Raw genomic sequence first — 25960 nt, forward strand, 5'->3', positions numbered from 1 at the left:
TTAAAAAATTCATATGTAGCATAGACTTAGAAAGCATATCGCCAACCACAAAAATACCCACTAGGAGGTATTTTTGCGTGTTAATGAATTTAATTCATTTAAATTACCCGTTAATTCGTGATGTTAAATAATCAGAATGAAAGCGTTGTCACACTATTTTACCCGGTCTTTATGTTACCAGCCATAGGCTATTTTACCTCGCCAAAAGTGGCTGACAATATATACCTTTATATTTGTATGATTATATGTAAACAAGTGGAATGGACGCGCGAACGATATTTATTATCAGATTCTGAAATAAGCTTCCCTGCCTATTTCAAGAAATATCCCCCTTGCTTGATTAATTAACTGTCATCAACAGGGTATCTGCATTTCCCCCTCTTGCGATAGGTGGCCAGACCCCTCCTTCCCTGCCCGGCTGCGCCATCTGGCCCGTACAACTGGCGCCATTTGTCTCTATTAGTCAGTGATGACATAAAAATCTCTCCAACATCAAGCTGTTGAACAACAATTATCACTGAGCCCTGTACGGGCTCTGCCCTTGGCGCTAAGGGCAAGGAACCGATGAAGTCGATGAGGATGACCGATGAGCAAAACCATACTGGTGGTGGACGATTCCGTGGGGATCAGGGCGGCCATCACCATGACGCTCAGCAGCGCCGGTTTTGAGGTGATTGAGGCCGGCGACGGCGAAGCCGCCCTCATCGAACTGGATCAGCGGCGGGTACACCTCATCATCTCCGATCTCAACATGCCCGGCATGGATGGCATGACCCTGCTAAGACGGGTCAAGGCCCAGCAGAGTACCCGCTACCTCCCCTTCATCATGCTGACCACCGAAGACTCCGAGCAGATCAAGCGGGAAGGATTCGAGGCCGGTGCCCGGGTCTGGCTCACCAAGCCGTTCGAACCGCTCAAGCTGCTGGACGATGTCTGCAAGGTGGTGCAGCCATGAGCCTGGCGATCGACACCCGGCAAACGCCGGTGACCGCCACCCTGAGCGGCGAGCTCAGCGTCATTACATTGGGGGATCTGCAGGATGAGCTGTTCGGTCTGCTCAATTTCTCGGTGTTGACGCTGGATCTCACCCCGCTGGAGATGCTCGACGGCTGCGGTGCCCAGCTCATCGCCATCCTGCAGCAGGAGGCAGGCCAGCAGGGCAAGCAGCTGCGACTCGAGGCCGCTGAAGGCAGCCAGGCCCGCCATGTCTTGAGCCTGATGGGATTGTGGCCAGCCGACCATGGGGAGGGCCGTGTGGATGGACATCAATAAGGCCCGCGCCCTCTTCTTCGAGGAGGCCTACGAGCAGTGCGACAATCTGGAACATGCCCTGCTGGATCGCGACACCTATCCGGCCCACCCCGACACCTACAACCTGATGTTTCGCACCGCCCACACCATCAAGGGCTCGGCCGGCATGCTGGGGCTGGCCATGCTGGTGCGCTTCGCCCACGCCATGGAGAACATGCTGGAGCGGCTGCGCAGCGGCGAGATCGCGCTGGACGAACACCTCATCAACCTGCTGCTGGCCTGCAACGATCAACTGCGCGACCTGCTGCAGGGGGCCGAACACAACCCCGAGCTGCAACAGACCGAGACCCAGCAGATCCTGGCCCTGCTCTCCCAACTGCAGGGGCACCAGACCCTGCCCAGCCAGCCGCTGACCATGCCGGCTCCCGCACCGGTCAATCAGACGGACCGGCGCGCCTGGCACCTCTCCCTACGCTTCTATCCCGCCCTTTATCAGGACGGCTTTGATCTGCTGGCCTTCATTCGCTACCTCGGCAACCTGGGGGAGATCCGCGTCATCCAGCCGGTCTGGCAGGAGTGGCCGCCGCTGCAACTGCTCGATGCCACCGAGTGTTTTCTCGGCTACGAGATTGGCCTGCTCAGCGCCGAACCGGCCGAGCGGATCCTGAGCACCTTTGATTTCGTTGCCCACGCCAGTCTCATCTGTCTGCTCAGCCCCCATCAGGATCTGGCGCAGTTTTCAGAACAGGGGCAACAGCTGGCGGCCTGGCGCAATGAACCGCTCGCGGCCCAGTTGCAGCGCTGGGTGCAGGCCGGCGCGCTGAGCGAAGAGGAAGCGGCCTGCATCGCGCGGGGCGAACTGACGCCCGGCGCGGCAAGCGTCGAGCCGGCCCTGGCGCCCCCCATCCTGTTAGCCCAGCCACCGCAGGAGGCCCCCCCACAGCAGGCCAGATCCGCACCGCTGCGGGCAGAGGGGCACTACATCCGCATCGAGGCAGCCAAGCTCGACCGGCTGATCAATCGGGTCGGCGAGCTGGTGATCGCCACCTCGGCCACCACCCTGCAAGCGAGGATGAGAGGCGATGCGGAGCTCATCGAATCAGTGGCCATCGTCAACACCCTGGTGGAAGGGATCCGCGATGATGCGCTCACCCTGCGCATGGTGCCCATCAACGAGATCTTCAACCGCTTCCCGCGACTGGTGCACGAACTGTCCCAGCAGACCGGCAAGGAGATCCAGCTGCAGATCCGCAACGCCGATACCGACATCGACAAGTCGATGGTCGAGAAGCTGACCGACCCCCTGATGCACCTAGTGCGCAACGCCGCCGATCATGGCCTGGAAGAGCAACAGGCTCGGCTCGCCGCCGGCAAGCCGGCGCAGGGAACCATCACCCTCAACGCCTATCACGACGCCGGCGCCGTGGTGGTGGAGGTCAGCGACGACGGCCGCGGCATCGACCGCGACAAGATCCTCGCCAAGGCCCATGGCCAGGGGCTGCTGCCGGAAGGCAAGGTCTTGGGTGAACAGGAGATCTTTCAACTGCTGTTTCTGCCCGGTTTCTCGACGGCCAGCGATGTCAGCGATCTCTCCGGGCGGGGGGTCGGGCTCGACGTGGTCAAGCGCAACCTAGAGTTTCTGCGCGGCGAAACCACCATCGACAGCCGGCTGGGGCTGGGCACCACCTTCAGGCTGAGACTGCCGCTCACCCTGGCCATCATCGACGGCTTTCGCATCGAGGTGGATCACGCCTCCCTGGTGATCCCCCTCGACATGATGGTCGAGTGTATCGATCTGCCGCAGGATGCCCTTCGTACCCCGGCCCGCCAAATCAACGTGCGTGGCGAGTGGGTGCCCTTCATCGTCCTGCGCGAGCTGTTTGCCCTGCCCCCTGCCGACGAACCCGAATTCGTGGTGATGGTGGACTATGCCGACCATCGTGCCGGCATCGTGGTGGATCGCCTGATTGGCGAGGTGCAGGCCGTCATCAAGCCGCTCGGCGAGCTGTTCAAGTCCCTGCGCTACGTAAGCGGCTCCACCATTCTTGGCAACGGCCAGCCGGCGCTCATCCTCGACGTCCCCCAGCTCATCCAGCTGGCCTGGCGGCGGGAACAACATGCGCTCCGGCAACAGACCGATGCCCTCTACAGCCTCAGAGATTGACCACACACCTTAAGCAGATCAACGGAATTGACGGAGTCAGACCATGGACTGGTTTCACAACTTGCAAGTCAGAACAAAGCTGGTGTTCTCGTTCTCCATCCTCATGGTGCTGCTGGTGGTGCTGTCGCTCACCAGCTACTACTCCACCAGGACCATGGTGCAGCTGGTCAGCAACATGCACGCCAACCAGCTGTTGCCGATCAAGGACATCGCCAACGCCAACATCTATGCGGTCTACCAGAACCGGGCTCTCTATCGCTACATCGGCGAGGTTGACCCGGCTCTCAAGGCCCAGGCGTTGGTCAATGTCGACAAGTTCGAAAAGGGAATGTGGGATTTTCTGGCCAGCTACCGCAAAACCTACCTCACCCAGCGGGAGGTGGACCTGCTGGCCCGCTTCGATCAGGCTTGGGCCACTTACAAGCAGTACGCCAGCGAGATCCTGAAACTGGTTCAGACCCCGGGGCAGCAAGGAGAACCTGAGCGCAACGCCTTTCGGCTGATGGGGGGCAAGGGGCGCCCGGCCTTCGACATCGCCGATGGACTGCTGAGCGATCTGGTCAAGATCAATGCAGAACTGGCATCCCAATCCATGGATGAGAGCCAGGCCATCTATCAGGACAACCTGCAGCTCCTCATCGCCATCGCCAGCGCCGCCTTTCTCATCTGCCTCATCCTGGCCCTGCTGGTGACCCGCAGCATATTGCGCCAGCTGGGGGGCGACCCTTCCTACACGGTGCAGGTGGTGGCCCGGGTCGCCGAGGGGGATCTCTCCACCCCGGTGCAGCTCAAGGCCGACGACACTTCGAGCCTGCTCTATGCAATCAAGAGCATGGCCCACCGCCTCTCCGACACCCTCAACGAGGTGGGCGCCATGTCGGAAGCCATCGGCTCCGCCTCCGAGCAGGTGGCCGCCACCGCCAACGCCCTCTCCCAGACCTCCTCCGAGCTCGCCTCCAGCGTCGAGCAGACCAGTGCCTCGGTCGAGGAAATGACCGCCACCGTCAGCCAGAATGCCGACAATGCCAAGGTGACCGAGAACATCTCCACCAAAGCGGCCAGCAGCGCCACCGAAAGCGGCAAGGCGGTCGGGGAGATGGTGCACGCCATGAAGGAGATAGCGTCGCGCATCACCGTCATCAACGACATCGCCAACAAGACCGACCTGCTGGCCATCAACGCCGCCATCGAGGCGGCCCGCGCAGGCGAGCACGGCAAGGGCTTTGCCACAGTCGCCGCCGAGGTGCGCAAACTGGCCGAACGCTCCCAGACCGCCGCCAAGGAGATTGGCGAGCTGGCCGGGCGCTCGGTCAGCGTCGCCGAGCAGGCGGGATCCTTGCTGCGTGAAATGCTGCCCGGCATCGATCAGACCGCCACCCTGGTGCAGGAGATCGCCTCCGCCTCCCGCGAACAGCGGGCCAGCGTCTCCCAGATCAACATCGCCGTGACCCAGATAAGCGATGGCATGCAGGCCTCGGCCGCCTCAGCGGAAGAGCTCAGTTCCACCTCGGAAGAGCTGAGCTCCACCGCCCTGCAGTTGCAGGAGCTGATGCAGCAGTTCACTCTGCGCGGCGGCAACACCCGCCAGCTCTATACCCCGCACGGCGGCGCCCATGTTGTCCGACGCAGCAAGCCGAAGTCGGCATTCTCCCGCCCCTACCCCTTTCATGAAGAGGATCTGGAGCGAGAGATAGATGATGGCAAGTTCACCAACTACTAGGAGCCGGCGATGAGAGACAAGCTTGCCCCTGACACCAGCGCCCACTTTCACTGCGTCACCTTCATGCTGGGCGGCGAACTGTACGGCATCGACATCTGCTGCATCCGCGAGATCATCGAGTTCGAGGGAATGACCCCGGTGCCCATGATGCCGCGCTTCGTGCGAGGCATCATCAACCTGCGCGGCGCCGTGGTGCCGGTGATCGACCTCTCCATCCGTTTCGGCCGAGGACAGACCCTGCTGCAACCCACCACCTGCGTCGCCATCCTCTCCCTGCCCAACAGCACCGGCGAGGAGCAGGAGATCGGCATGCTGCTGGATGCGGTCTGCGAGGTGCTGGAGATCCGCAGCGACGCCATCGAACCGGCCCCCACCTTCGGCACTCACATCCGCGGTGACTTCATTCAGGGGGTGGTCACCATCGATCAGCAGTTTGCCATCCTGCTCGACATGCACAGAGCCCTCTCCATCGCCGAGCTGAGCGCCATGGCCGAGGCGGCCACCGAGCAGCAGTTCTCCCCGGAACAGGGCGGCTGACCATGGTGGCGCCCCCTTCACGGCCGAACTCACCCCGCCCCTCAGCCAGAGTGAGTTCGATCTGTTTCGCCGCTTCATCCTGAATTCGGCCGGCATCGATCTTGCCCCCTGCAAGCGGGCGCTGGTGCAATCCCGACTCGCCAAGCGGCTGCGGGCGCTGCACCTTACCAGCTATCACGCCTACTGGGAGCGGATCAATCAGTCCAGCGATCCCCACGAACGGCAAGTCGCCATCAACCTGCTCTCCACCAACGAGACCTATTTCTTTCGCGAATCCCAGCACTTCAGCTGGCTCAAGCACCATGCCGAACAGCTGCTTGCCACTCGCCGCCAGCCGCTGCGGATCTGGTCCGCCGCCTGCTCCACCGGGGAAGAGGCCTACTCCGCCGCCATGGTGCTGGCCGAACAGCTCGGCATCAACGATCGCTGGAGCATCCATGGTACCGACATCAACACTCGGGTCATCCCCTTTGCCCGCCGCGCCGTCTACTCGGTCGAGCGGGCCCAGCACGTGCCGCCCCATCTGTGGCTGCGCTATTTTCAGCGCGGCCATGATGAGTTCGCCGGCAAGATCCGGGTCAAGCCGGAGCTGGCCGGCAAGGTCACCTTTGCCAACCTCAATCTGCTGACCTGCGGCGACTATCCGGAGCGCAACTTCGACGTCATCTTCCTGCGCAACGTGCTCATCTACTTCAATGACGAGACCAAGGCCCTGGTGCTGTCGCAGCTTTGCAACCTGTTGCGCCCGGACGGCTACCTGCTGGTCGGCCACTCCGAGATCATCCGCCAGCAGGATCTGCCGCTGGTGCAGGAGGCACCCTCCCGCTACCGCTGCCTGCCCCTTCAGCCCAAGGAGCTGCCATGACCATACGCGTGCTTATCGTCGACGACTCGGCCCTGGTACGAGAGGTACTGACCCAGATGCTGAGCAAGACGGAAGATATCGAGGTGATCGGCGCCGCCTTCGACCCCATCTTCGCCATGCAGCAGATGAAGAAGTGTTGGCCCGACGTCATCATCCTCGACATCGAGATGCCACGCATGGACGGCCTCACCTTCCTCAAGAAGATCATGGCCGAGCACCCCACCCCGGTCATCATCTGCTCCTCCCTCACCGAAGAGGGGGCCATGATCACCCTGGAGGCGATGTCGGCGGGGGCCATCTCCATCGTCACCAAACCCAGCGTCGGCATCAAGAGCTTCCTGCAGCAGTCCGCCAGCGACTTCATTCAGGAGATCCGGGGCGCCGTTGGCGCCAAGCTGCGCAATCTGTTGCCAGGTGCCGCCCCGCTACCGGTCACCCCGAGGCGCAATGCCGACGAGGTGCTCTCCCCGCCGGCGGAGCGGATCTCCTTTCGCACCACCGAGAAGATAGTTGCGCTCGGCACCTCCACCGGCGGCACTCAGGCGCTGGAGTATCTGCTCTCCCGCCTGCCCGCCACCTGCCCGGGGATCGCCATTGTCCAGCACATGCCGGCCCGCTTCACCGCCTCCTTTGCCGAGCGGCTCAACAGCCTCTCCCAGCTGGAGGTGAAAGAGGCCGAGACCGGCGATCGCCTGCTGCCCGGGGTCGCCATCATAGCGCCAGGGGGCAAGCACCTGCTGATCCAGCGCAGCGGCACCCAGTATCTGGCAGAAGTCAAAGAGGGGCCGCCGGTCTCCCGTCACTGCCCCTCGGTGGACGTGCTGTTTCGCTCGGTGGCGGTGAGTGCGGGGCGCAACGCCCTCGGCGTCATCATGACCGGTATGGGGGATGACGGCGCCCGCGGCATGCGGGAGCTGCACGACACGGGCGCTCGCACCATCGCCCAGGATGAAGCCAGTTGCGTGGTATTCGGCATGCCCAAAGAGGCCATAGCCCACGGCGGAGTGGATGAAGTCATGTCCCTCACCCACATTACCCAGACGCTCAGCCGTCCGGATCTACGAGGCGTGTAATTATGTCATTGGAAAAATGGCAAGGCCGCAGTGCCATGGTGGTGGATGACTCCCGCACCCAGCAGTACGAAGTGACCTGCCTGCTGCAGGAGCTGGGGTTCGGCCAGATCCACCTGGCCCATGATGGCCAGGATGCCCTGAACAAGCTGCAGCAGCTCGAGCGCATCGATCTGCTGCTGACCGACCTCAACATGCCCGGCATGGACGGGGTCGAGCTCATCAGCAACCTGGAGAAGAACACCCACTACCGGATGTTCGTGGCCGTGATGAGCGGGGTGGAGCGGGACGTGCTGGACGTGATCCACGCCATTGCCGATGCCAGCACCCTGGAGGTGATCGGCGTGCTGTCCAAGCCGCTGCGACAAAGTGATCTGCGCAACATGCTGCAGCATTGCGATCCGCTGGCACACCGGGAAAACAAGAAGTGGATGCAGCTCACCTTCACCGCCGAGGATGTGCAGCAGGCGCTGGACAACCGCCAGCTGATCCCTTTTCTGCAACCCAAGGTGCTGATGGCGGACGCCAGTCTCTACGGCTTCGAGGCGCTGGTGCGCTGGATCCATCCCGAGCACGGGGTCATTCCCCCCATCTGCTTCGTTCACCACCTGGAAGAGGGGCAGCTGGCGCTCGATTTCTTCTACCAGTTTCTGCATGCCACCTGCGAGGCACTCACCACTCTGGACGCACTGTCCGATCACCCCACCTGCTCCATCAACATGCCGGTCAGCCTGCTGCTGACGGACAAGCTGGTCGAGAACATGATTGCCATCGTGCAGGCCCATCAACTGCCCTGCAGCGCCATCATCATCGAAGTCACCGAGACCACCTTCATGTCCAATCTCGCCATGTCGCTGGGCACCCTGGCACGATTGAGACTGCGGGGATTCGGCATCGCAATGGATGATTATGGCACCGGCTACTCCTCCATGAAGCAGCTATCTCGCTGTCCTTTCACCGAGATCAAGATTGACAAGGAATTCGTGCACGACGCCCATAGCAGCCCCAAGAAGCTGGCTATATTGACCTCAGCCATCGTCATGAGCCAGAAGCTCAACCTCAAGACGGTCGCCGAGGGAGTGGAAACCGAAGAGGACTGGAAGCAGCTGGCAATGCTCGGCTGCGAGCTGGCGCAAGGCTATTACATCAGCCGACCGCTGCCGGTCGATCAGATTGGAAAATGGTTTGCCGAATGGCAGGCCAGAGCGACCTGAGTCGTGACCCTTTGCGCTATTGAGGAACCCCGCTCTGAGAGGGCGGGATAACAACAACACCGGCAGTATCGACATCGCTGCATGGACGCTTGAAACAAGCATGAGGCTACCATGAACAACCTACTTCGCCAGCTCTCCATCAAGACGCGGCTTATCGTCTCCTTCCTGTTGCTGAATCTCATCCTGATCGGGGTCGGCCTCTACGGCAAGCAGAACACCAACACCATCAATGACATGCTCAATGACATGTACCTCAACATCCTGACCCCCATCACGGATGTCGCCAACGCCAACATGCAGGCCATCTATCACAACCGCTCGCTGTTCGACTATGTCATCGAGCCGAGCAAAAGCGGCATGGACCAGATTGCCAGGGATATGGATCTGCACGAGCAGAAGATGGCCGCCCTGCTGGACAAGTACCGGGCAACCCCGCTGAGCGAACCGGAAAAACTGGTACTGGCGGACTTTGACCGCGCCTGGCCGCTTTACAAGGAGGCGGCACACAAGGCGATGGCGGCAAGTGCAGCCAATGACAACGACAATGCGATCAAATTGATGAAGGGGGACGCGGCCACCAGCTTCAAGGTGGTGGACGATCTGCTCAGCAAGCTGGTCGACATCAATCAGGGGCTGGGCAAGCAGGCCTTCCATGAGAGCGACGTGATTGCCAGCAACATCAACACCGCCACCTACACCATACTCGCCATCTCGGTACTGCTCTCCTTGCTGCTGGGCTGGTTGCTCAGCACCAGCATCAACCAGCCGCTGCTCGCCATCATGCAGGATCTGCAACAACTGGCGCAGGGCAGGCTCACCGCCCCGGATCAGGCCGAGGGCAACGACGAGCTGACCCGCATGCAGCAGGCGATGATCAGCACCCGCCGCAGCCTGCGCGACATCGTCTCGACTATGCAGCATGCCGCTGAAAGCCTCACCGCCAGCGCCTCCCAGTTGGGAGCGGCGGCCGAGCAGGTCAATACCAGCTCCCAGCAGCAGTCCCTCGCCACCGCCAACACCGCCGCCTCGGTCGAACAGCTCACCACCTCCGTCTCCCAGCTCTCCTCGTTCGCCAATCAGGCCAACAGCGTGGTGATGCAATCCGGGGAGATTGCCCAGGCCGGCGAGAAGCAGGTCAAGCACGCCTCAGAGGAGGTGCTCAGGGTCACCACGGCGGTCAACGACTCCGCCAAGCAGGTGCAGGGACTGTTTGACGACATCACCCGCATCAGCCAGATCTCGGTGATGATCCAGGGGGTCGCGGATCAGACCAACCTACTGGCGCTCAACGCCGCCATCGAAGCGGCCCGGGCCGGCGACATGGGCCGCGGCTTCGCCGTGGTAGCCGACGAGGTACGGACCCTGGCAGCACGCACCACCCAGGCCACTCAGGAGATCAACGAGATGCTCACCTCTATCCAGCAGGGGGCTACCAGCGCGGTCAAGGGGATGAGCGCCTGCTCCGACAGCATGAGCACGGTGCGGGAAACCACCGAGGGATCCAGTGAAACCATGGCTCAAGTTGATCAGAGCTCCCGCAAGGTGGTGGAGCTGATCCAGGAGATAAGCTCCATGCTCCACGAGCAGGCCGCCGCCAGCCAGCTCATCGCCCAGTCGGTGGAAGAGATCACCCAGATGTCGCTGGAGAACGTCTCCGCTGCCGAGAGCGTCAATCACGACGCCTCCCAGCTGACCACCATCATCCAGCAGCTCAACCAGGGCATCGGGTTCTTCAAGGTCTAATAAAAACGCCGAGACCCGCCCAGCCATGGGCCGGGCGGGTCTCTCTTCCTTATCCTGCCATCAAGACCCCATCTTGACCCCGTCTCTTTGCTACGGGCTCCCGAAGGTCCGGCGCAGGAGTGCCAACATCAGCACGGCATTCACTCAAACATCCATCAGAAATGGCCCAAAACAACCTTATTCCCCTCCCGTTTTGAGGGACAAAACCAGTGATAAATACTGGGTCATAGGGAGCCAGAGAAAGCGTCGGCAGGCAAATTTATACAGAGGAATATCCCGTATTTTGCGCATTTACGCATTCCTATTCGCCACATAATTTACCAACAAAAAAACAACTGATAACATCTTTTTACATTTTAAAGCACATAAAACAACATGGTTCGGTGGCCCCCCGTTTGCTCGTTCCGGCAGCCAGGATCACCGGATCAGGATTGAAACCAGCAGCCAACTTCTCATCGAGCAGACACCCGACCCCATGATGAACACAGTTACGGCCAGCATCGATATCGATGCACTCCAGCACAATTTCGCCGTGGTGCGCCGCCATGCCCCCCACAGCAAGATCATCGCGGTACTCAAGGCCAATGCCTATGGCCACGGGCTGCTGCCGGTGGCCCATGCACTCGCCCAGGCCGATGCCTATGCGGTGGCCAGGGTCGAGGAGGCGCTGGTGCTGCGCGCCAACGCCATCACCAAGCCCATTCTGGTGCTGGGAGGCTTCTTCAGTGCCGAAGCGCTGCCGCTGCTGGCGAAACACGAACTGCAAACCACCTTGCATACCTGGGAGCAGTTGGCACTGCTCGAGCAGGCCAGTCTGCCCGCCCCCATCAAGGTGTGGCTCAAGCTCGATACCGGAATGAACCGGCTCGGGCTGCGCGCCCTGGAGCTGCCCGCCTTCATCGATCGGCTGAGCCATTGTCGCAACGTGGTACAACCGTTCCATCTGATGACGCATTTCAGCCAATCCGATGAACAGGATACCCAGGCCACTCAGTTGCAGATCGAGGAGTTCAACCGCCTCTCTGCTCATCTGCCGGGCGAGCGGGCCATGGCCAACTCCGCCGGCATCCTCGCCTGGCCGGCGTCCCGCAGCGACTGGATCCGGCCTGGCCTCATGCTCTACGGCGCCTCCCCGTTTGCCGGTCAGCTCGCCGCCGACCATGACCTGCGCCCGGTCATGACCCTCAAGAGCCAGCTCATCGCCACCCGCGCCTGCGCGCAGGGCGAAGCGGTCGGCTATGGGGGGCACTGGGTGGCGGATCGAAATACCACCCTCGGCGTGGTGGCGGCGGGCTACGGGGATGGTTACCCCCGCATGGCACCCGAAGGGACCCCCATGCTGCTCAATGGCCGCCGGGTACCCATCGTGGGTCGGGTTTCCATGGACATGATCACCGTCGATCTGGGGCCGGCGGCCAGCGACAAGGTGGGAGACGAGGTGACGCTGTGGGGGGAAGGGTTGCCGGTGGAACAGGTGGCCGAAAAGATAGGCACCATCCCCTACGAGCTGCTGACCCGCCTGACCAGCCGGGTCCATCTGACGCACTGTGACAAACGCGAACAGATGCCGATGTTGAAGCTGGCCTGAGCAAGCCGGCACGGGCCTGCGATGTGGGCCTTTTCATCCCATCATCAGGAGCAGGTAAGCCTTATACCCAGCCTCCTAGCGAGAGCAGCAACTTCACAGAAGGAGCCCCTGCCTCTTAGCATTGGCATGAAGGGCGTCCCTGCTGCCGGGTTCAAGGAAGATCGAAGCCGACCAGGTTCTGCTCTATGCGGGCGTCAGGCAGCATGCGCCGCAGCCCGTCCCCCAGCCTGGCACCGGCCTCCTGCAACGCCGCCAGCGGCATCTCGGGCAGGCCCTGCGGGCGGCTCGAACCGAGCTACCGTCATCGGATAAAATAAAGGGCCTGTCTTGCGACAGGCCCTTTATTTTATTGGGCGGTGAGGGAGGGATGATTCGCCACTACGTGGCTCACCCCTTCGGGGCGGCCTGCGGCCGTTCATCGCAGCAAGCTGCTCTGCTCGAACCCGGCGAGGGTTCTTACCCTCCCTCTTCGACATGAGCTGATAATTCTTCCCCCAAAGCAAAAAACCGACCATCAGGTCGGTTTTTTGTAATTTGGCGGTGAGGGAGGGATTCGAACCCTTGATACGTTGCCGTATACACACTTTCCAGGCGTGCTCCTTCAGCCACTCGGACACCTCACCAAATTTTGGTCTGCTGTTTAACGTGCTCAGCCAGCACGATGTTCGCTGCGCTGTTGCGCTGGAACGGGGCGTAATGTACGGGATACGACGGCATGCGGTCAATGCAATTTTTCACTTTTTGCGTTCGCTTGCTCATTATCCGAACCAAGTGACTAAAAACATGCCGTTTCGTATCCCTTTCCATCAATTTCCAGTCGCTTCGTGCAAGTGCTCGCCTTTGAGCGCCTCTTCCAGCGAACCGTAAAACTCCAGCTGACCGGGCACCGGACGCACCTTGGCGCGCGCCAGGGTCTTGAGCGGCTGGAACTGCAGCTCGGCGACCCGCAGTTGCACTCCCGCCTTGGCCATCTGCTTTTCAAACTGCAGGAAGGCGGAGAGCCCGCCGGCGTCCAGGATGGAGACCGCCTCCATCTGCAGCACCAGCAGCTTGTGGCCCTTGACCTGGGCTGCCAGTTCGCCGAACACCCGCTCGGCAGCGGCAAAGAACAGCGGGCCGTTGATCTTGTAGAGCAGCGCCTGCTCCGGCACCTCATGGGCATAGCGCTTGTGATCCGCCAGATCGTGCAGCTTGGTCATCTTGGCAATCTCGCGCATGAACAGCAGGGAGGCGAGGATCACCCCGAAGGTGATGGCGATGACCATGTCAAAGATCACGGTCAGCGACAGACAGACCAGCAGCACCAGCACGTCGGATTTTGGGGCACGCCGGATCAGCTCTACCACCTTGTGCGCCTCGCTCATGTTCCAGGCGACGATGAACAGCAGGGCCGCCATGGCCGAGAGCGGCAGCCAGGAGAGCCAGGGCGCCAGCACCAGGATGGCCGCCAGCACCACCAGCGCATGCACGATGCCGGAGATGGGAGAAGTAGCCCCGGCCCGCACGTTGGCGGCGGAGCGGGCAATGGCGGCGGTGGCGGTGATGCCACCGAAGAAGGGGGCGACTATGTTGCCAAGCCCCTGCCCCACCAGCTCGGCGTTGGAGCTGTGCTTGCGACCTGTCATGCCGTCCAGCACCACGGCGCAGAGCAAGGATTCGATGGCCCCCAGCATCGCCATGGAAAAGGCGGCGGGCAACAGGCGCTCGATGGCGGCCAGGTTCCACTCCACCGGCGAGCCATCCGGCCCCGGCAGAGCCCAGGGCATAACCAGGGTCGGCGCGATAGGCGGGATCCCCATGCCCTGACTGCCGTCGGCCAGGGTATAGCTGAACTTGCTGCCGATGGTGGCGACGTCCACCCCGAACTGATGCAAACCAAACCCAAGGCCCACCCCCACCAGCACGGCGGGCAGGTGGCCTGGCACCGGCAGCCGCAGGCGCGGCCAGAGCAGCAGCACCGCCAGGGTCGCAATCCCGACCAGCGTATCCCCCCACTGCCAGCTGGGCAGGGCATGGGCCAGCGCCTCGACCTTGCCGATGTAGGTTTCCGGCATCTCGGGCACGTGCAGGCCGAAGAAGTCCTTTATCTGCAGGGTTGCAATCACGATGGCGATACCACCGGTGAAGCCCAGAGTCACCGAAGGCGGAATGTACTCGATGAGACGTCCGAGCCGGGCCACCCCCATGGCCACCAGAAAGAAGCCCGAGATCAGGGTCGCCATCAACAGGCCGCCCACGCCGAACTGCTGGGCTACCGGATAGAGGATCACCACGAAGGCGGCGGTCGGTCCCGAGATGGAGAAGCGGGAGCCACCGGTCACGGCGATCACGATGCCGGCGATGATGGCGGTATAGAGACCGTGCTGCGGCGGCACGCCACTGGCGATGGCCAGCGCCATGGCCAGCGGAATGGCGATGATGCCGACCGTGATACCGGCGATCAGGTCGCGGCCGAAGCGGGGAACGCTGTAGGGTTCGTCAATACAGGATTGGCGTAAAGCAATAGCCAGCTTCACGCTTTGCAAAGGTGCTTGGTTGTGCATGTATTCGTAATACCAGAAGAGGGAGATAAAGGCCGGATTGAACCGGCGCCCGATCATCATCAAGGGCCGGCAGAGCTGTCGACACGGCGATGGTATCCTGGCCAACCATACCCCAGCCGATGAAATATTTCGATGGGCGGGATCAATGAATGGCCGTTACCACGCAGAATTAGCGTTTATTGTCAGCATATCGACCACTTTTCTCACCATTACGCAGCACACTAACTTCGCCTGCTAACCAATTTATCCCGCCCTTATGCATCCCCTGTCTCTCCCCTCCTTTATATCTGCCATTGCTCGGCCATAAGACAACTGCTCATCCCGGACCATGCCATCCCGAGCATCGGCACATCCTCATCCATCCCCTCCTTATGCCACTGAGCCGTCTCGATGAGCCCGAGAGGGCCGCGCCAAGCTGCTGATTGTGCTGAAAATAGTCCACAGCGGCCAAGTTTTGGTCAAACGGGCCAAAATCCCCTTTTTGCAGCGGATCGCGGGTTGACACCCGGCGGATGGGCCATTAATATCCGCAGCGTCTCGACGAGACAGGCAATTCCTCCTTAGTTCAGTCGGTAGAACGGCGGACTGTTAATCCGTATGTCACTGGTTCAAGTCCAGTAGGAGGAGCCAATTCCCTCGTAGTTCAGTCGGTAGAACGGCGGACTGTTAATCCGTATGTCACAGGTTCAAGTCCTGTCGAGGGAGCCACATTTTAAAGCCCAGCCTTATGGCTGGGCTTTTTCGTTTCCCCTTTCTTTGCCGCCATCAGCCCTCTGTGCGCAAACCGGGATGCCCTCGATGGCGGATCCGCGCCATAATCAGCTCAACCTCACCCTCTTCAGGAGTTTTCATGCGTCGATTCAATTTCATGCTCAATGGCAGCCGGTTGATGATGTTCCCCTTCTATGTCTGCATTCTGGTGTGCGTGGCCCTGCTAATGGTGAAATTTGCCATGCAGCTCTATCTGCTCTGCACCAACATCATCGAGATCCACTACATGGACCTCATCACCGGCGTACTCACCCTGGTGGACTTCGTACTGGTGGCCCAGATGCTGATCCTGGTCGCGGTCTGCGGCTATGTGCAGTTCATTCAGACCCAGGAGCAGCGCGAGGCCATCGGCGACAACTGGCTCAGCAAGATCAACTTTGCCTCCCTCAAGCTCATCGTCATCAACTCCCTGGTCACCATCGCCGGGGTGGAGGTGCTCAAGGCGTTTCTCGAAGATGGGATCACCAATGAGGTGGAGATGAAGTGGTCCGTGGTGGTGTTTCTCGCCTTCTCCACCGCGGCACTCATCTACGCGGTCACCGAGCGACTGGCGGACCATAAATAGCGCCGGTTTTCATTCAGCCTTTATTCATCAAGAGCGGAATTGATAACTCTTTTCATTACCTTTCCTGCATTGTAAACTTGCTCCCCCCAGGCTGCAGTGCCTGGGCGTTGGAGCACCTATGACAAGCCTTTCCCTCTCACCACGACACTGCTGGCAGTGGCTGGCCTATCACCATCAGGCCGCCGAGGGCTCCCTCTATCTGATGTTCTTCTCCGGCCTGCTGCTGTGGGAACCGCTGACCCCGCTCTGGTCGCTGGCACGCTGGAACCTGTTTTTGCACGTCGCCCTCTCGCTCACCCTGTTTCCCCTGCTGTTCGGCGCGTTCTGGCTCTCCCATCGCAGCCTGCTGAGCAAAAGCCGCAAGCCATTCTTGCGCACCACCGGCCGCATCATCGAAGCCTTGCTGCTGGTCTGTCTGGCCAGCGGACTGCTGCTGGTGCTGCACGGCACCCCGGGCGATGACATGGGCAACCTTGCCAGCTGGGCCCACTGGCTGAGCGCGCTCGCGTTGACTCCCCTGGTGCTGCGCCACGCCTGGCGCTGGACCATCTTGAAATGGCGCACCTGATCTTATGTTGAAGTTGTTGTTATCCCTGATGTTGGCCGCCCTGCTGCTGGGGACCGCCTCGGCCCAGGAGATGGGCACCGCCATGATTGCCTATGACGAGGGGAGTGCCCCGCGCCTTGTCACCGCCAACCAGAACGCCGGCTCGGTCACCCTGCTTGAGCGCGATAGCGGCAAGCGACTCAAGGAGGCACAACTAGGTGGCGATCTGCGCCAGCTGGCCCGCGCCGATGACGGCACCCTGCTGGTCACCGACTACAGCGGTGATCGCCTGCTGCTGCTGGATGATGCTCTCGACCTGGAAAAGGTGATCCCCACCGGCCATAGACCCTACGGGGTCATTTTCGATGCCAAGCGGCAGTGGTTTTGGGCCACGCTGTTCGAATCAGCTCGCCTGCAGGCCTATGACACAGCGGGCAAGCTGCAGCTGGATGTGGCCACTGCCGAAACCCCGCGCGGACTGGCCTTGACCGACAATGATCGCCTGCTGCTCACCCACACCATGACCGGCCAGCTCGCCATCTATGATCTTGCCAAGCTTGAGAAGGACGCTAAGGGAGCTACTCTGCCCAAGCCCAAGCTCATCACCCTGGCGGAAACCCACAGCGATACCCCGAGCGACTCCCAGGGATTGCCGCGCCTGCTGGACGGCATCGCCCTCTCCCCCGATGGCAGCGAGGCCTGGCTGCCCCATGTGCTGTGGAGCTTCGACCACCCCTTCCAGTTTCAGAGCACCGTCTTCCCGGCGGTCTCCATCATCGATCTCGATGAAGAGAAGGAGCGGGTCGATGAAAGAAAACAGCTCTTCTTGCAGATCAACCTGCCCAGCGTCGGCAACCGCAGCCAGATCGTCTCCAACCCGTTCGCGGCGCGCTTCGCCGCCGACGGCAAGCGGGTCTACCTGACCCTGGCGGGCTCGGAAGATCTGCTGGTGTTCGACCTGTCGCGCAGCGGCAAGCAAAACAGCAACCGCCACCGCCGCAAGAAGTTTCAGGGGGGGGCCAAGGCGACCCAGCTCTTGCGTCACCTGCCGGGCCAGAATCCGCGCGATCTGCTGATCGATGGCGACCACATCCTGATCCACAACGTCATGGGGCAGGATCTCACCCGCCTCAATAGCGGCGGCAGCGGCCCGTTTGCCCGGGTCACCGTGGATGTGCCCCACTTCGCCAAACTGGTAGAGACGGATCCCCGTCCCGCAGCGCTCAAGCGCGGTGAGCGGTTGTTCAACCTCGGCAACACTGCCGCCAACAGCCGCTTCCCCATGGCAGGGGACAACTGGATGAGCTGCAACTCCTGCCATCTGGACGGGTTCAACTTCACCAACCGCTATCTGATGGCGGCCCACCGCCAGCAGAGCGGCGACAACGCCATCAACGGCCACGCCAACCTCGCCAACATGGTGGCGGGGGATTTTATCGGCGAATACCTGCGCATGACCCAGCAGACCCAGGGCGGCATGGGTCATGACACCCGCGATGGCGCCGAGCCGGTCGACCCCGCGAGGCCCCAGCCCGAGGTGAAAGCGATGATGGAAGATCTGCACGCCTTCGTCACCGCCGATGGCAACCTCCCCTATCTTGCCAACTGGCTGCGGCTCGATGCCCCGCGCACGGATCCCGCCAAGGCACCGACCACTCACCCGAAGGAGTGGCTCAACTCCGCCTCCTGCCAGAACTGCCACCAACAAGCGTTCCAGGACTGGAGCGAGAGCAACCACCGGCTGATGGGCAACTCCCACCCCTACTACAAGGTGGTGCAGGCGCTGGCCCGCGAAACCGAGGGCGAAGCCTTCGGCCAGTGGTGCCAGGGCTGCCACATGCCCCAGCAGGTAATGAACGGTCAGCAGGATCTGCCCAAGGGATCCCACATGTTTGAGCGGGGTGGTGCCTCGCTGATCGCAGCACACCAGAAAGGCGAGCCCGTGGTGGAAGAAGGCACCGGCTGCGTGCTCTGCCATCGTATCACCCGGCTCGAGGATGCTGGCGGCAACAGCGCCTTTACGGTGAATCTGAAAGACCGCGAGAGCTATGTGTTCGAGGATGCCGCCGGTGGCAGCCTCCAGCACTGGCTGGCCGAGCGGCAGATCAACGCCCGTCCGGCGGCCCACAAAGCCTCTTACCAGAAGGATTTCTACCGCGACGCGGCCCTGTGCAAGTCGTGCCACAACGAGTTTGCCCCGGGCACCGGTGCCAATATCGTCAACACCTGGGACGAGTGGGAAAAATCCAGCTTCGCCAAAGCCGAAGATCCTGCCAAGCGGCGCACCTGCATCGACTGCCACATGAATCCGGAGCCGGGCAACGGCGGCGCGCCGGTGGCGGGCCAGTCCACCGAAAACGGCACAGTGAAAGAACGACTCTATCGCCACAACTTTACCGGCGCCCAGCATCAGCTGGTGGGGCTGAGAAGTGCAACCCTTGAGCAGGAGAGCCTGGCGCTCTTGCGCTCCAGCGCCACCCTCTCGGCCCGCATTGAAAACCAGAGTGGCCAACCCGCGCTGGTAGTGAGAGTCGCCAATACCGGCGCCGGCCACGCCCTGCCCACCGGGGTTGCCGATTTCCGTGAACTCTGGCTGGAGCTGACCGTCACCGACGCCAGTGGCAAGCTGGTGCTTGAAAGCGGCCAGCCGGTAGATGGCGCCGTGCCCGACGATGCGCGGCTGTTTCGCAAGGTGTTCGGCGACGCCGAGGGCAAGCCGGTGGGGCTCAAGTTCTGGCGCTACGCCAAGCTCTTGGAAGATACCCGCATCCCGGCCGATGGCTGGCGCGATGAAGCCTGGCCGCTGCCCGCAGATGCCCAAGGGCCCTTCAAGGCCGATATCAAACTCAATTTCCGCACCTACCCCAAGTGGGTCAATGATGCGGTGCGCGCCGCCGAGCCGAGCTTGCCGGAGCCACCCATAGTGCAACTCAATCGGCTGCAACTGACCCTGCAGCCCCTCCCCGTCACGCCCGATACGGAGCCTCAATCCTGATGTTTGCAAGTTTTCTCATTACCCTGCGCGAGGGGCTGGAAGCCTTCCTGCTGGTCGGCATCTGCCTCTCCTACCTCGCCAAGCTGGGGGCAAGCCGCTACAACAAGTTCGTCTATCTGGGGGTGGGGCTGGGTCTTATCGCCTCCCTCGTCGTCGCCTTCCTGTTCCAGGTGGTGGTGAGTCAGTTCGAGAGCGAGCGCTACAACCATTTGCTGATGGCGGGGATCCTGATTTTCGCCACCCTGGTGCTCACCTACATGGCGGTCTGGATGCAGAAGCAGGCCAAATCCCAGGTGGGGGCCATGACGGCGCGCATCGATGCCGCCATCGACGGCGGCAACCTGTTTGGTCTGGTGCTGCTCGCCTTCCTCGCGGTGATGCGCGAAGGCTTTGAAACCGTGCTGTTCTTCTCGGCCTTGGTCTACTCCGGGCAAGGGGTGGATCTGCACGAGGGGCTGATGGGGGCGCTGGGCGGCCTGCTGCTGTCGGTGGTGCTGGTGTGGGGGCTGCTGCGCTCCACCCGCAAGGTGGCGCTGGCGCCCTTCTTCCGCTGGACCGGCCTGCTCATCATCATCATCGCCGCCGGGCTGCTGTCGTCCGCCGTCAACATGCTGCAGGCGGCCGGGCTCATCACCTTCTGGACGACGCCTGTCTTCAACATCAGTCACATTCTCGACGATCAGGGGGTATTTGGTACCTTCCTGCGTGCCCTGTTTGGCTACAATGCCTCACCAGCCGGCCTGCAGTTGCTGACCTGGGCCAGCTACCTGGTGATCTTCGTCACCGTCTGGCATCGCAACTATCGTCCCCAGCCCCAGCGCTGATCGCCCAGCGCGGCAGCGGATGACAAGGCGGCTCAGCGGGGCCGCCTTTTCAACGTCTTCTCTTTTGGTCAGCTTTTCGGATAACAGAGTCATGAGCGACAACAACACACAACACATTGCGGTACTGGGCGCCGGCCCTGCCGGTCTGATGGCCGCCTGGCGCCTGCGCCAGGCCGGTTTTGCAGTCACCCTGTTCGAGCAAGAGCCGGTAGTGGGCGGCATGTGCGCCACCCAGACCTTCAAGGGGCGCGATGGCGAGTATCGCTTCGACTACGGCGGCCACCGCTTCATTACCAAGAACCCCGAGCTGCTCGCTTTTATCGACGAGCTGATGGGGGACGATCTGCTCCACGCGGAGCGCAAGAGCGTGATCCGCTTTGGCGGGTGCACCTATGACTACCCCTTGAACCTGCCCAATCTGCTCAAGACGGCGCCGCTGGCCCTGATGGCCGGGGCGGTGAAAGATCTGCTGCTGTTGCCCTTTGCCAAGAAGCCCACCGATTTTGCCAAGGCGAGCTTTGCCGAGTGGATCCAGAGCCACTTCGGTCGCACCCTCTATCGCCAGTTCTTCGAGGGCTACACCGGCAAGCTGTGGGGCATCAACCCGGACCAGCTCTCCGCCGACTGGGCCGGCCAGCGCATCAGCCTGATCGATCTCAAAGACGTGGCGCGCCGCCTGCTGCCAAGGCGCAACGGCAGCATGTCGGTGCGCACCTATGCCCGCAAATACCGCTATCCCAAGTACGGCTTCGGCCAGATCTTCACCACCTTGGGGGAGCGTCTGGTAACCGAGGGGGTTGAGCTGAAAACCGGCGCCACCATCACCCGACTCGAGCAGACCGATGGCCGCATTGAACGGGTTTATTGGTCACAAGATAATGTGGAGCAGAGCGCACGCTTTGATCAGGTGATCTCCACCCTGCCGCTGCCGCTTACCTGCCAGCATCTGGGCTTGCCGTGCGATCTGCACTACCGGTCCCTGCGCTTCGTCAATATGCCCCTCAAACAGGAGAACCTGTCGGACAACACCTGGCAGTACCTCTCCGACCCCGATATTCTGGCGACCCGTCTGCAGGAGCCGCGCCGGCGCAGCCCCTTTATGGCACCAATGGGGCAAACATCCGTGATGCTGGAGATCCCCTGCAATCCGGGGGATGCCACCTGGCAGGCACCGCTCTCTGATCTGCGCGGCCGGGTCACCGCCGATCTCGCCAGCCTCGGCGTCGACACCCAGAAACTTGGCGATGAGACTTTTGAAGCACGTAGCGAGTACGCCTATCCGCTGATGGATCTGGGCTATCAGGCCCGCCGCAACGAAGCCATCAAGGCGCTGATGCCGATCACCAACCTTATCATGACCGGCCGTCAGGGGACATTCCGCTACATCTTCACCGACACCGCCATGGAGATGGGGATGATGGCCGCCGACATGGTGATCGACGGGGTGGACAGACGCCACGCCATCTTCAATCATCGCAACGAAAACACCGTGATCGAAACCCAGAGCGTGGCCTGACCGCCCCTGAATGCGGTGAACGAAGGAGGCGGACATACGCCGCAACACCTTCAATCATCGCAACGAAAATACCGTGATCGAGACCCAGAGCGTGGCCTGACCGCCGCGCCATGGGCATAACCTCTTGGCATAAGTAAGGAGAACAGGATGACCATCCGCCCGGGTTTACTTGCCCTCACCCTGCTGCTGACCCTCTGCGGGCAGGCGCAGGCTTACTCCTACGCCGCCGCCGGCAAGGAGCCGCTGATCGATGCCCGCGAGGCGCTGCTGGGCGCCGCCACTGACGGCAAGGATGCCAGCGCCACCTTGAGCGAGATTGCCGAGGAGCTGACCTATCTGGAGGAGCACCACAAGGTCGAGTTGCAAGCTCCGCTCGCGGCCGCCATCAAGGCCAAAGACGCCGCGGCTACCGCGGCTCTGCTCAACCGGGCCTACAAGGCGGAGATCGAGCGCCGTCTCGAGGGAGCCAGCCAGAACCTTGGGGACTACCAGACCGCCAAGGTGTTGGTGGTCAAGAGCAAGCGCTTCCTCGATTTGATCCTCCCCTCCCTCAATGAAGGGGATCGCAAGGCCGCCGAGCAGGCGCTAGCCAAGGTGCTCGATGCCATCGGCAACCCTGGGGTATTCGGGGTGGGTGCCAAGCCCGCCGACGCCGCCGCCTTTAGCGATGCAGAAAAAGCGCTGATGACCGTGCTGGCACCGCTTTGATGGCCACCAACCCATCATTGCGCCAATTCGTTGTGACAAACGGTGGGTTTCGCTGCACTCTCCCCACCCTACGCACAGCCTGCCGATAGATGCACCCGGACGCCGGTTTGCCCCCTTCTCCCCTTGCGGGAGAAGGGCTGGGGATGAGGGGGAAGGCAACGTATCGGCGTTGGGCTTCCACCAGCTCAATCACCATGTGGCTGCTTGCCCTGCTGCAACTGGCCTGGCTTGGCTGGCTGCTGACCTTCCCGGTAGCACTCGATTCCGACGATGCCCTCAACTTTGCCCACGGGGTGGTGCGCTTCAGCGTGCTGGAGTTCTCCCCCACTTTCCGGGCTACCCCGCCTTTATCTGGCTGGCACGGCTGATCAATCTGTTGGTGGACGATCCCGCCCGTGCCGTGCAGTGGGCAAGCCTCTTGGGTAGCAGTTTGCTGGCGCCGCTTGCCGCCTCCCTCGCGGTCAGATTGTGGCAACGGCCAAGCCTGCTGGCGCCGGTCTGGCTGCTGGTGCTGGCCCTGCCGCTCACCCCGACGCTCGCTCTTTCCGGCCTCTCGGACGGGCCGGCGCTGGCCGCCTGGCTGGGCGCGCTCCTGGCTTTGCAACAGCGAAAGATAGCGCTGGCGGGTCTGCTGCTGGGCCTTATGCTGGCGCTGCGTCCCTCCTACTTCGTGCTGGCCCTGCTGCCCCTTTGGCTGGGGATGGCGCAGAAGGGTCAGCGACTTAACTTTCTGCTCCCCATTGTTCTGGTGGGGCTAGCCTGCCTGCTGTTTGTCTGGCAGGCCGATGGCTGGGCCTATTTCAGCGAGGGGCGCCGCTTTACCGACGGTCACTTTACCCTGTGGGGCAACACGGCGGCGGCCCACGGCGATCGGCTGCTGAGCTGGGCGAATACCTTCAACGATCAGCTCACCACGCTCTGGCCCCTGTTGATGGGAGCCTTGCTGGTACTGCCACTCTGGCAACGCTCAAAGGATCACAATGCAGCTCCTTCCGTGCTCTGGACCCTCTACTGGCTCGTCCTGCTGCTGTGGACCCTGTTTGGCCAGAACCCAGACAATCCCCGCCATCTGGCCCCCATCACCCTGCTTGGCCTGGTGCTGCTGGCAGACTGGCTGCCGCGCCGGGGCGAGCTGCCAGCCATGCTGGGAGCCCTGTTGCTGCTGCTCTGCACCCTCACCCCGCCGGCGGCGCCAGCCATGACCCGGGCCGCCAGGCTGGCCGAGCAGGCGTGCCCGGCGCTGGTGACCCAGTGGGGGGTGAGGCTGCTGCGTGAAACCACGCCCCTGCCCGTCACCGACGGCTGGTATCAGGGGGATGCTCGCCTTGCATTGGCGCAAGGGGCCTGCCGGCTCAGCCGGCGTCCCCTCGGCCCGGAGGAGCTTCCCGCCGGCGGCCAACGGGTCTGGTTTGCCCCCCGCTTTCACGCCGAGCCCGGCCTTTGGCTCGGCATACAGGATCACCCCCGTCACCAAAACTGGTAGACTGGATGTTTGTCACTCCCTGACTTCGCACTCATCAAGACTGGATAGCCTATGCCCCACGCCCCCCTCTCCCCCCGTTTTCTGTTCATCCTGCTCGGCGCGCTGGCGGGCCTGACGCCGCTCGCGGTCGACATGTACCTGCCCGCCATTCCGTCCATCGCTCGGGATCTGGCCACCAGCATCGACGGTGCCCAGCTCACTATCAGCGCCTTTCTGGGCGGCTTTGCCATCGGCCAGCTGTTCTACGGCCCGCTCGCCGACAGCTATGGCCGCAAGCCGGTGATCCTGGCGGGGCTGGTGATGTTTGCCATCGCCTCGGTAGGCTGCGCCATGGCGGACTCCCTGCCCGAGCTGCTGGCATATCGGATGTTGCAGGCAGCTGGCGGGGCGGCCGGCTCTGTGGTGGTCAATGCGCTGCTGCGCGACCTGTTCGAGAAGGAGGCCTTCTCCCGCGCCATGTCGTTCGTCATTCTGGTGATGACGCTCGCCCCTCTTGTCGCACCGGTGGTGGGCGGCTACATCAGCGCCCACAGCGACTGGCGGGTGATCTTCTGGCTGCTGGTGGGGATCAGCCTGCTCATCTGCCTGATGATGCAGTGGAAAATTCAAGAAACCCTGAAGCCCGAGCACAAGCAGCCCCTCAACCTCGGCCAGATCCTGAAAAACTACTGGGGCGTGCTCTCCCATCGCGGCGCCATGGGCTACGTGCTGTGCGGCTCGCTCTCAAGCTCCGGCATGTTCGCCTTCCTGAGCGCCTCCCCCTACGTCTACATCGAGTACTTCAAGGTACCGACCGAGCACTATGGCTGGCTGTTTGGCCTCAACATCCTGCTGATGATGGTGGTCACCTTCGTCAACAGCCGGCTGGTGAAGGGGGTGGGCGCCGAGCGGATGCTGCAATACGGCCTGCTGGTGCTGCCCTGTGCCGGCGCCCTACTCATCTACAACGCCTGGAGCCAGACCGGCGGCCTGTGGGGCATCGTCATTCCGGTGGTGCTGTTCGTCGGCCACATCAGCCTGGTGGGGGCCAACGCCATGACCGGCCTGATGGGCCACTTCCCGCAATCGGCAGGTACCGCCTCGGCGCTGGCGGGCACCTTGCGCTTTGGCATCGGCGCCGCGGTGGGGATCCTGGTCAACCTCAATCCCCCCGAATCCCCGCTGCCGATGGCCATTGCCATCGCCGGCTGCGGGTTCGGCTCGACCCTGAGCTACTGGCTGCTGACCGGCAAAAAATAAGCCCAGACCACCAACAAGCAACAAGCGACAAACAACAAGGCCGCCCACCTGCATCGCAGGGGGCGGCCTTGTGTTATCTGCACGTTGTCAACGGATCCTCTGCCCTGAGGGGCGAGGGCTCAGCCTACTTCTTGCCGAACCCCGAGCGTTTGAGGGTGTAGCCGGCGCTGTTTTGCCAGGCGTCCAGCCCGCTGCGGTTGTTGCCCGCCACCAGGCTGGCAGCCAGGCTCGGGCTGTTGAACAGCTGATCGGCGGTAAAGACGAAGCCCCCTTCGCTGCGCGGGGCCAGGATCCCCTTGCCCAACAGCTCCTGGCGCAGTTCGATCACCGCCTCGCGCAGGGAAGCCGCATCCTCGCCGTTGGCGGTGGAGCCCGCCAGCACCATGAAGCCGGGGTTCTGCCGCTTGCCCACCGGATAACCGTGCGCCTCGGCCCCCTTGCCGTTGAAGTGGTAAAGCTCGCGCTCGCCCGGCTTGTTGTCGGAGAGCGCCTTTTGCAGGGTCATCAGCTCGTTGTAAATCTCGATGGGGACCACGGCAGCCTGCTTGTTGCCCTTGCTGTCGATGATAAAACTGACTTGCTTGTGTAACATCCTTGCGCATCCTGTGACCCATGGA

Annotated in this window: 19 protein-coding genes, 3 tRNA genes, 1 other RNA gene and 1 pseudogene; 20 read left to right on the forward strand and 4 right to left on the reverse strand. The window is 62.1% G+C overall.

What is annotated here, in order from left to right:
- Window positions 1-586: 586 nt before the first annotated feature.
- From ACPDZI_RS12335 to alr, 10 genes are all read left to right on the forward strand, one after another.
- Entirely contained in the window at window positions 587-955 is a 369-nt protein-coding gene (locus ACPDZI_RS12335; RefSeq protein WP_166463848.1) for a response regulator, read from the forward strand.
- Window positions 952-1272: an STAS domain-containing protein gene (locus ACPDZI_RS12340; protein WP_139393648.1), complete on the forward strand. Its 321-nt coding sequence runs from the start codon at window positions 952-954 to the stop codon at window positions 1270-1272. The genes ACPDZI_RS12335 and ACPDZI_RS12340 overlap by 4 nt, the downstream gene beginning before the upstream one ends.
- Complete coding sequence (locus ACPDZI_RS12345; protein WP_263678356.1) at window positions 1259-3415, forward strand: chemotaxis protein CheA; 2157 nt, start codon at window positions 1259-1261, stop codon at window positions 3413-3415. Before ACPDZI_RS12340 ends, ACPDZI_RS12345 begins: the two co-directional genes overlap by 14 nt.
- A gap of 43 nt (window positions 3416-3458) precedes the next feature.
- On the forward strand, window positions 3459-5135 hold the full coding sequence (locus tag ACPDZI_RS12350; protein WP_438833217.1) for a methyl-accepting chemotaxis protein: 1677 nt from the start codon (window positions 3459-3461) through the stop codon (window positions 5133-5135).
- Window positions 5136-5144: 9 nt separating this feature from the next.
- Entirely contained in the window at window positions 5145-5672 is a 528-nt protein-coding gene (locus ACPDZI_RS12355; RefSeq protein ID WP_438833218.1) for a chemotaxis protein CheW, read from the forward strand.
- A gap of 61 nt (window positions 5673-5733) precedes the next feature.
- The gene (locus ACPDZI_RS12360) at window positions 5734-6537 is read left to right on the forward strand and encodes a CheR family methyltransferase (RefSeq protein ID WP_438834572.1); all 804 of its coding nucleotides are present in this window, start codon (window positions 5734-5736) and stop codon (window positions 6535-6537) included.
- Entirely contained in the window at window positions 6534-7610 is a 1077-nt protein-coding gene (locus ACPDZI_RS12365; RefSeq protein ID WP_263678353.1) for a protein-glutamate methylesterase/protein-glutamine glutaminase, read from the forward strand. Before ACPDZI_RS12360 ends, ACPDZI_RS12365 begins: the two co-directional genes overlap by 4 nt.
- A 2-nt stretch (window positions 7611-7612) precedes the next feature.
- The gene (locus ACPDZI_RS12370) at window positions 7613-8821 is read left to right on the forward strand and encodes an EAL domain-containing response regulator (RefSeq protein WP_076360935.1); all 1209 of its coding nucleotides are present in this window, start codon (window positions 7613-7615) and stop codon (window positions 8819-8821) included.
- Between the two features lie 111 nt (window positions 8822-8932).
- Entirely contained in the window at window positions 8933-10564 is a 1632-nt protein-coding gene (locus ACPDZI_RS12375; protein ID WP_124252734.1) for a methyl-accepting chemotaxis protein, read from the forward strand.
- A 475-nt stretch (window positions 10565-11039) separates the two neighbouring features.
- Window positions 11040-12152 (forward strand): alanine racemase, encoded by a 1113-nt coding sequence (gene alr, locus ACPDZI_RS12380; RefSeq protein ID WP_438833219.1) that lies wholly within the window; start codon window positions 11040-11042, stop codon window positions 12150-12152.
- 351 nt (window positions 12153-12503) lie between these two features.
- Here the strand turns inward: alr and ACPDZI_RS12385 are convergent.
- The 3 genes from ACPDZI_RS12385 to dauA all read right to left on the reverse strand — a co-directional run bounded on the left by ACPDZI_RS12385 (window position 12504) and on the right by dauA (window position 14755).
- Window positions 12504-12632: non-coding RNA, RtT sRNA (locus ACPDZI_RS12385), on the reverse strand.
- Between the two features lie 55 nt (window positions 12633-12687).
- Window positions 12688-12775: transfer RNA gene (locus ACPDZI_RS12390), tRNA-Ser, on the reverse strand.
- 183 nt (window positions 12776-12958) lie between these two features.
- Window positions 12959-14755, reverse strand: coding sequence for a C4-dicarboxylic acid transporter DauA (gene dauA / locus ACPDZI_RS12395; protein ID WP_438833220.1), 1797 nt, complete (start codon window positions 14753-14755; stop codon window positions 12959-12961).
- A 494-nt stretch (window positions 14756-15249) separates the two neighbouring features.
- Here dauA and ACPDZI_RS12400 point away from each other — a divergent pair.
- From ACPDZI_RS12400 to ACPDZI_RS12445, 10 genes and pseudogenes are all read left to right on the forward strand, one after another.
- A tRNA-Asn gene (locus ACPDZI_RS12400) sits at window positions 15250-15325 on the forward strand.
- Window positions 15326-15327: 2 nt separating this feature from the next.
- Window positions 15328-15403, forward strand: a tRNA-Asn gene (locus ACPDZI_RS12405).
- Window positions 15404-15545: 142 nt separating this feature from the next.
- Complete coding sequence (locus ACPDZI_RS12410) at window positions 15546-16031, forward strand: YqhA family protein (RefSeq protein WP_146061300.1); 486 nt, start codon at window positions 15546-15548, stop codon at window positions 16029-16031.
- 118 nt (window positions 16032-16149) lie between these two features.
- On the forward strand, window positions 16150-16599 hold the full coding sequence (locus ACPDZI_RS12415) for a hypothetical protein (protein WP_168967260.1): 450 nt from the start codon (window positions 16150-16152) through the stop codon (window positions 16597-16599).
- Between the two features lie 4 nt (window positions 16600-16603).
- Window positions 16604-19573, forward strand: coding sequence for a YncE family protein (locus ACPDZI_RS12420; RefSeq protein ID WP_438833221.1), 2970 nt, complete (start codon window positions 16604-16606; stop codon window positions 19571-19573).
- The gene (locus ACPDZI_RS12425; protein WP_146061298.1) at window positions 19573-20397 is read left to right on the forward strand and encodes an FTR1 family iron permease; all 825 of its coding nucleotides are present in this window, start codon (window positions 19573-19575) and stop codon (window positions 20395-20397) included. The genes ACPDZI_RS12420 and ACPDZI_RS12425 overlap by 1 nt, the downstream gene beginning before the upstream one ends.
- 91 nt (window positions 20398-20488) lie before the next feature.
- Complete coding sequence (locus tag ACPDZI_RS12430) at window positions 20489-21913, forward strand: FAD-dependent oxidoreductase (protein WP_438833222.1); 1425 nt, start codon at window positions 20489-20491, stop codon at window positions 21911-21913.
- A 147-nt stretch (window positions 21914-22060) separates the two neighbouring features.
- Window positions 22061-22621: a hypothetical protein gene (locus tag ACPDZI_RS12435; protein ID WP_194759934.1), complete on the forward strand. Its 561-nt coding sequence runs from the start codon at window positions 22061-22063 to the stop codon at window positions 22619-22621.
- A 200-nt stretch (window positions 22622-22821) separates the two neighbouring features.
- Window positions 22822-24104, forward strand: a pseudogene (locus ACPDZI_RS12440) (hypothetical protein).
- A gap of 51 nt (window positions 24105-24155) precedes the next feature.
- On the forward strand, window positions 24156-25343 hold the full coding sequence (locus ACPDZI_RS12445) for a Bcr/CflA family multidrug efflux MFS transporter (protein WP_438833223.1): 1188 nt from the start codon (window positions 24156-24158) through the stop codon (window positions 25341-25343).
- A gap of 124 nt (window positions 25344-25467) precedes the next feature.
- On the opposite strand, the gene ACPDZI_RS12450 is transcribed toward ACPDZI_RS12445, so the two are convergent.
- Window positions 25468-25935, reverse strand: coding sequence for a DUF4357 domain-containing protein (locus tag ACPDZI_RS12450; RefSeq protein WP_016351033.1), 468 nt, complete (start codon window positions 25933-25935; stop codon window positions 25468-25470).
- Between the last annotated feature and the right edge of the window lie 25 nt (window positions 25936-25960).

Origin of the sequence: Aeromonas oralensis (assembly GCF_049665575.1) — a bacterium.
In the GTDB taxonomy this organism is placed as follows: Bacteria; Pseudomonadota; Gammaproteobacteria; order Enterobacterales; family Aeromonadaceae; genus Aeromonas; species Aeromonas hydrophila.

Excerpts from the sequence above, each read along its gene's own strand:
- ACPDZI_RS12335 (WP_166463848.1), top strand. The coding sequence starts at position 587 with ATGAGCAAAACCATACTGGTGGTGGACGATTCCGTGGGGATCAGGGCG.
- ACPDZI_RS12340 (WP_139393648.1), top strand. The coding sequence starts at position 952 with ATGAGCCTGGCGATCGACACCCGGCAAACGCCGGTGACCGCCACCCTG.
- ACPDZI_RS12345 (WP_263678356.1), top strand. The coding sequence starts at position 1,259 with ATGGACATCAATAAGGCCCGCGCCCTCTTCTTCGAGGAGGCCTACGAG.
- ACPDZI_RS12350 (WP_438833217.1), top strand. The coding sequence starts at position 3,459 with ATGGACTGGTTTCACAACTTGCAAGTCAGAACAAAGCTGGTGTTCTCG.
- ACPDZI_RS12355 (WP_438833218.1), top strand. The coding sequence starts at position 5,145 with ATGAGAGACAAGCTTGCCCCTGACACCAGCGCCCACTTTCACTGCGTC.
- ACPDZI_RS12365 (WP_263678353.1), top strand. The coding sequence starts at position 6,534 with ATGACCATACGCGTGCTTATCGTCGACGACTCGGCCCTGGTACGAGAG.
- ACPDZI_RS12370 (WP_076360935.1), top strand. The coding sequence starts at position 7,613 with ATGTCATTGGAAAAATGGCAAGGCCGCAGTGCCATGGTGGTGGATGAC.
- ACPDZI_RS12375 (WP_124252734.1), top strand. The coding sequence starts at position 8,933 with ATGAACAACCTACTTCGCCAGCTCTCCATCAAGACGCGGCTTATCGTC.
- alr (WP_438833219.1), top strand. The coding sequence starts at position 11,040 with ATGATGAACACAGTTACGGCCAGCATCGATATCGATGCACTCCAGCAC.
- dauA (WP_438833220.1), bottom strand. The coding sequence starts at position 14,755 with ATGATGATCGGGCGCCGGTTCAATCCGGCCTTTATCTCCCTCTTCTGG.
- ACPDZI_RS12410 (WP_146061300.1), top strand. The coding sequence starts at position 15,546 with ATGCGTCGATTCAATTTCATGCTCAATGGCAGCCGGTTGATGATGTTC.
- ACPDZI_RS12415 (WP_168967260.1), top strand. The coding sequence starts at position 16,150 with ATGACAAGCCTTTCCCTCTCACCACGACACTGCTGGCAGTGGCTGGCC.
- ACPDZI_RS12420 (WP_438833221.1), top strand. The coding sequence starts at position 16,604 with ATGTTGAAGTTGTTGTTATCCCTGATGTTGGCCGCCCTGCTGCTGGGG.
- ACPDZI_RS12425 (WP_146061298.1), top strand. The coding sequence starts at position 19,573 with ATGTTTGCAAGTTTTCTCATTACCCTGCGCGAGGGGCTGGAAGCCTTC.
- ACPDZI_RS12430 (WP_438833222.1), top strand. The coding sequence starts at position 20,489 with ATGAGCGACAACAACACACAACACATTGCGGTACTGGGCGCCGGCCCT.
- ACPDZI_RS12435 (WP_194759934.1), top strand. The coding sequence starts at position 22,061 with ATGACCATCCGCCCGGGTTTACTTGCCCTCACCCTGCTGCTGACCCTC.
- ACPDZI_RS12445 (WP_438833223.1), top strand. The coding sequence starts at position 24,156 with ATGCCCCACGCCCCCCTCTCCCCCCGTTTTCTGTTCATCCTGCTCGGC.
- ACPDZI_RS12450 (WP_016351033.1), bottom strand. The coding sequence starts at position 25,935 with ATGTTACACAAGCAAGTCAGTTTTATCATCGACAGCAAGGGCAACAAG.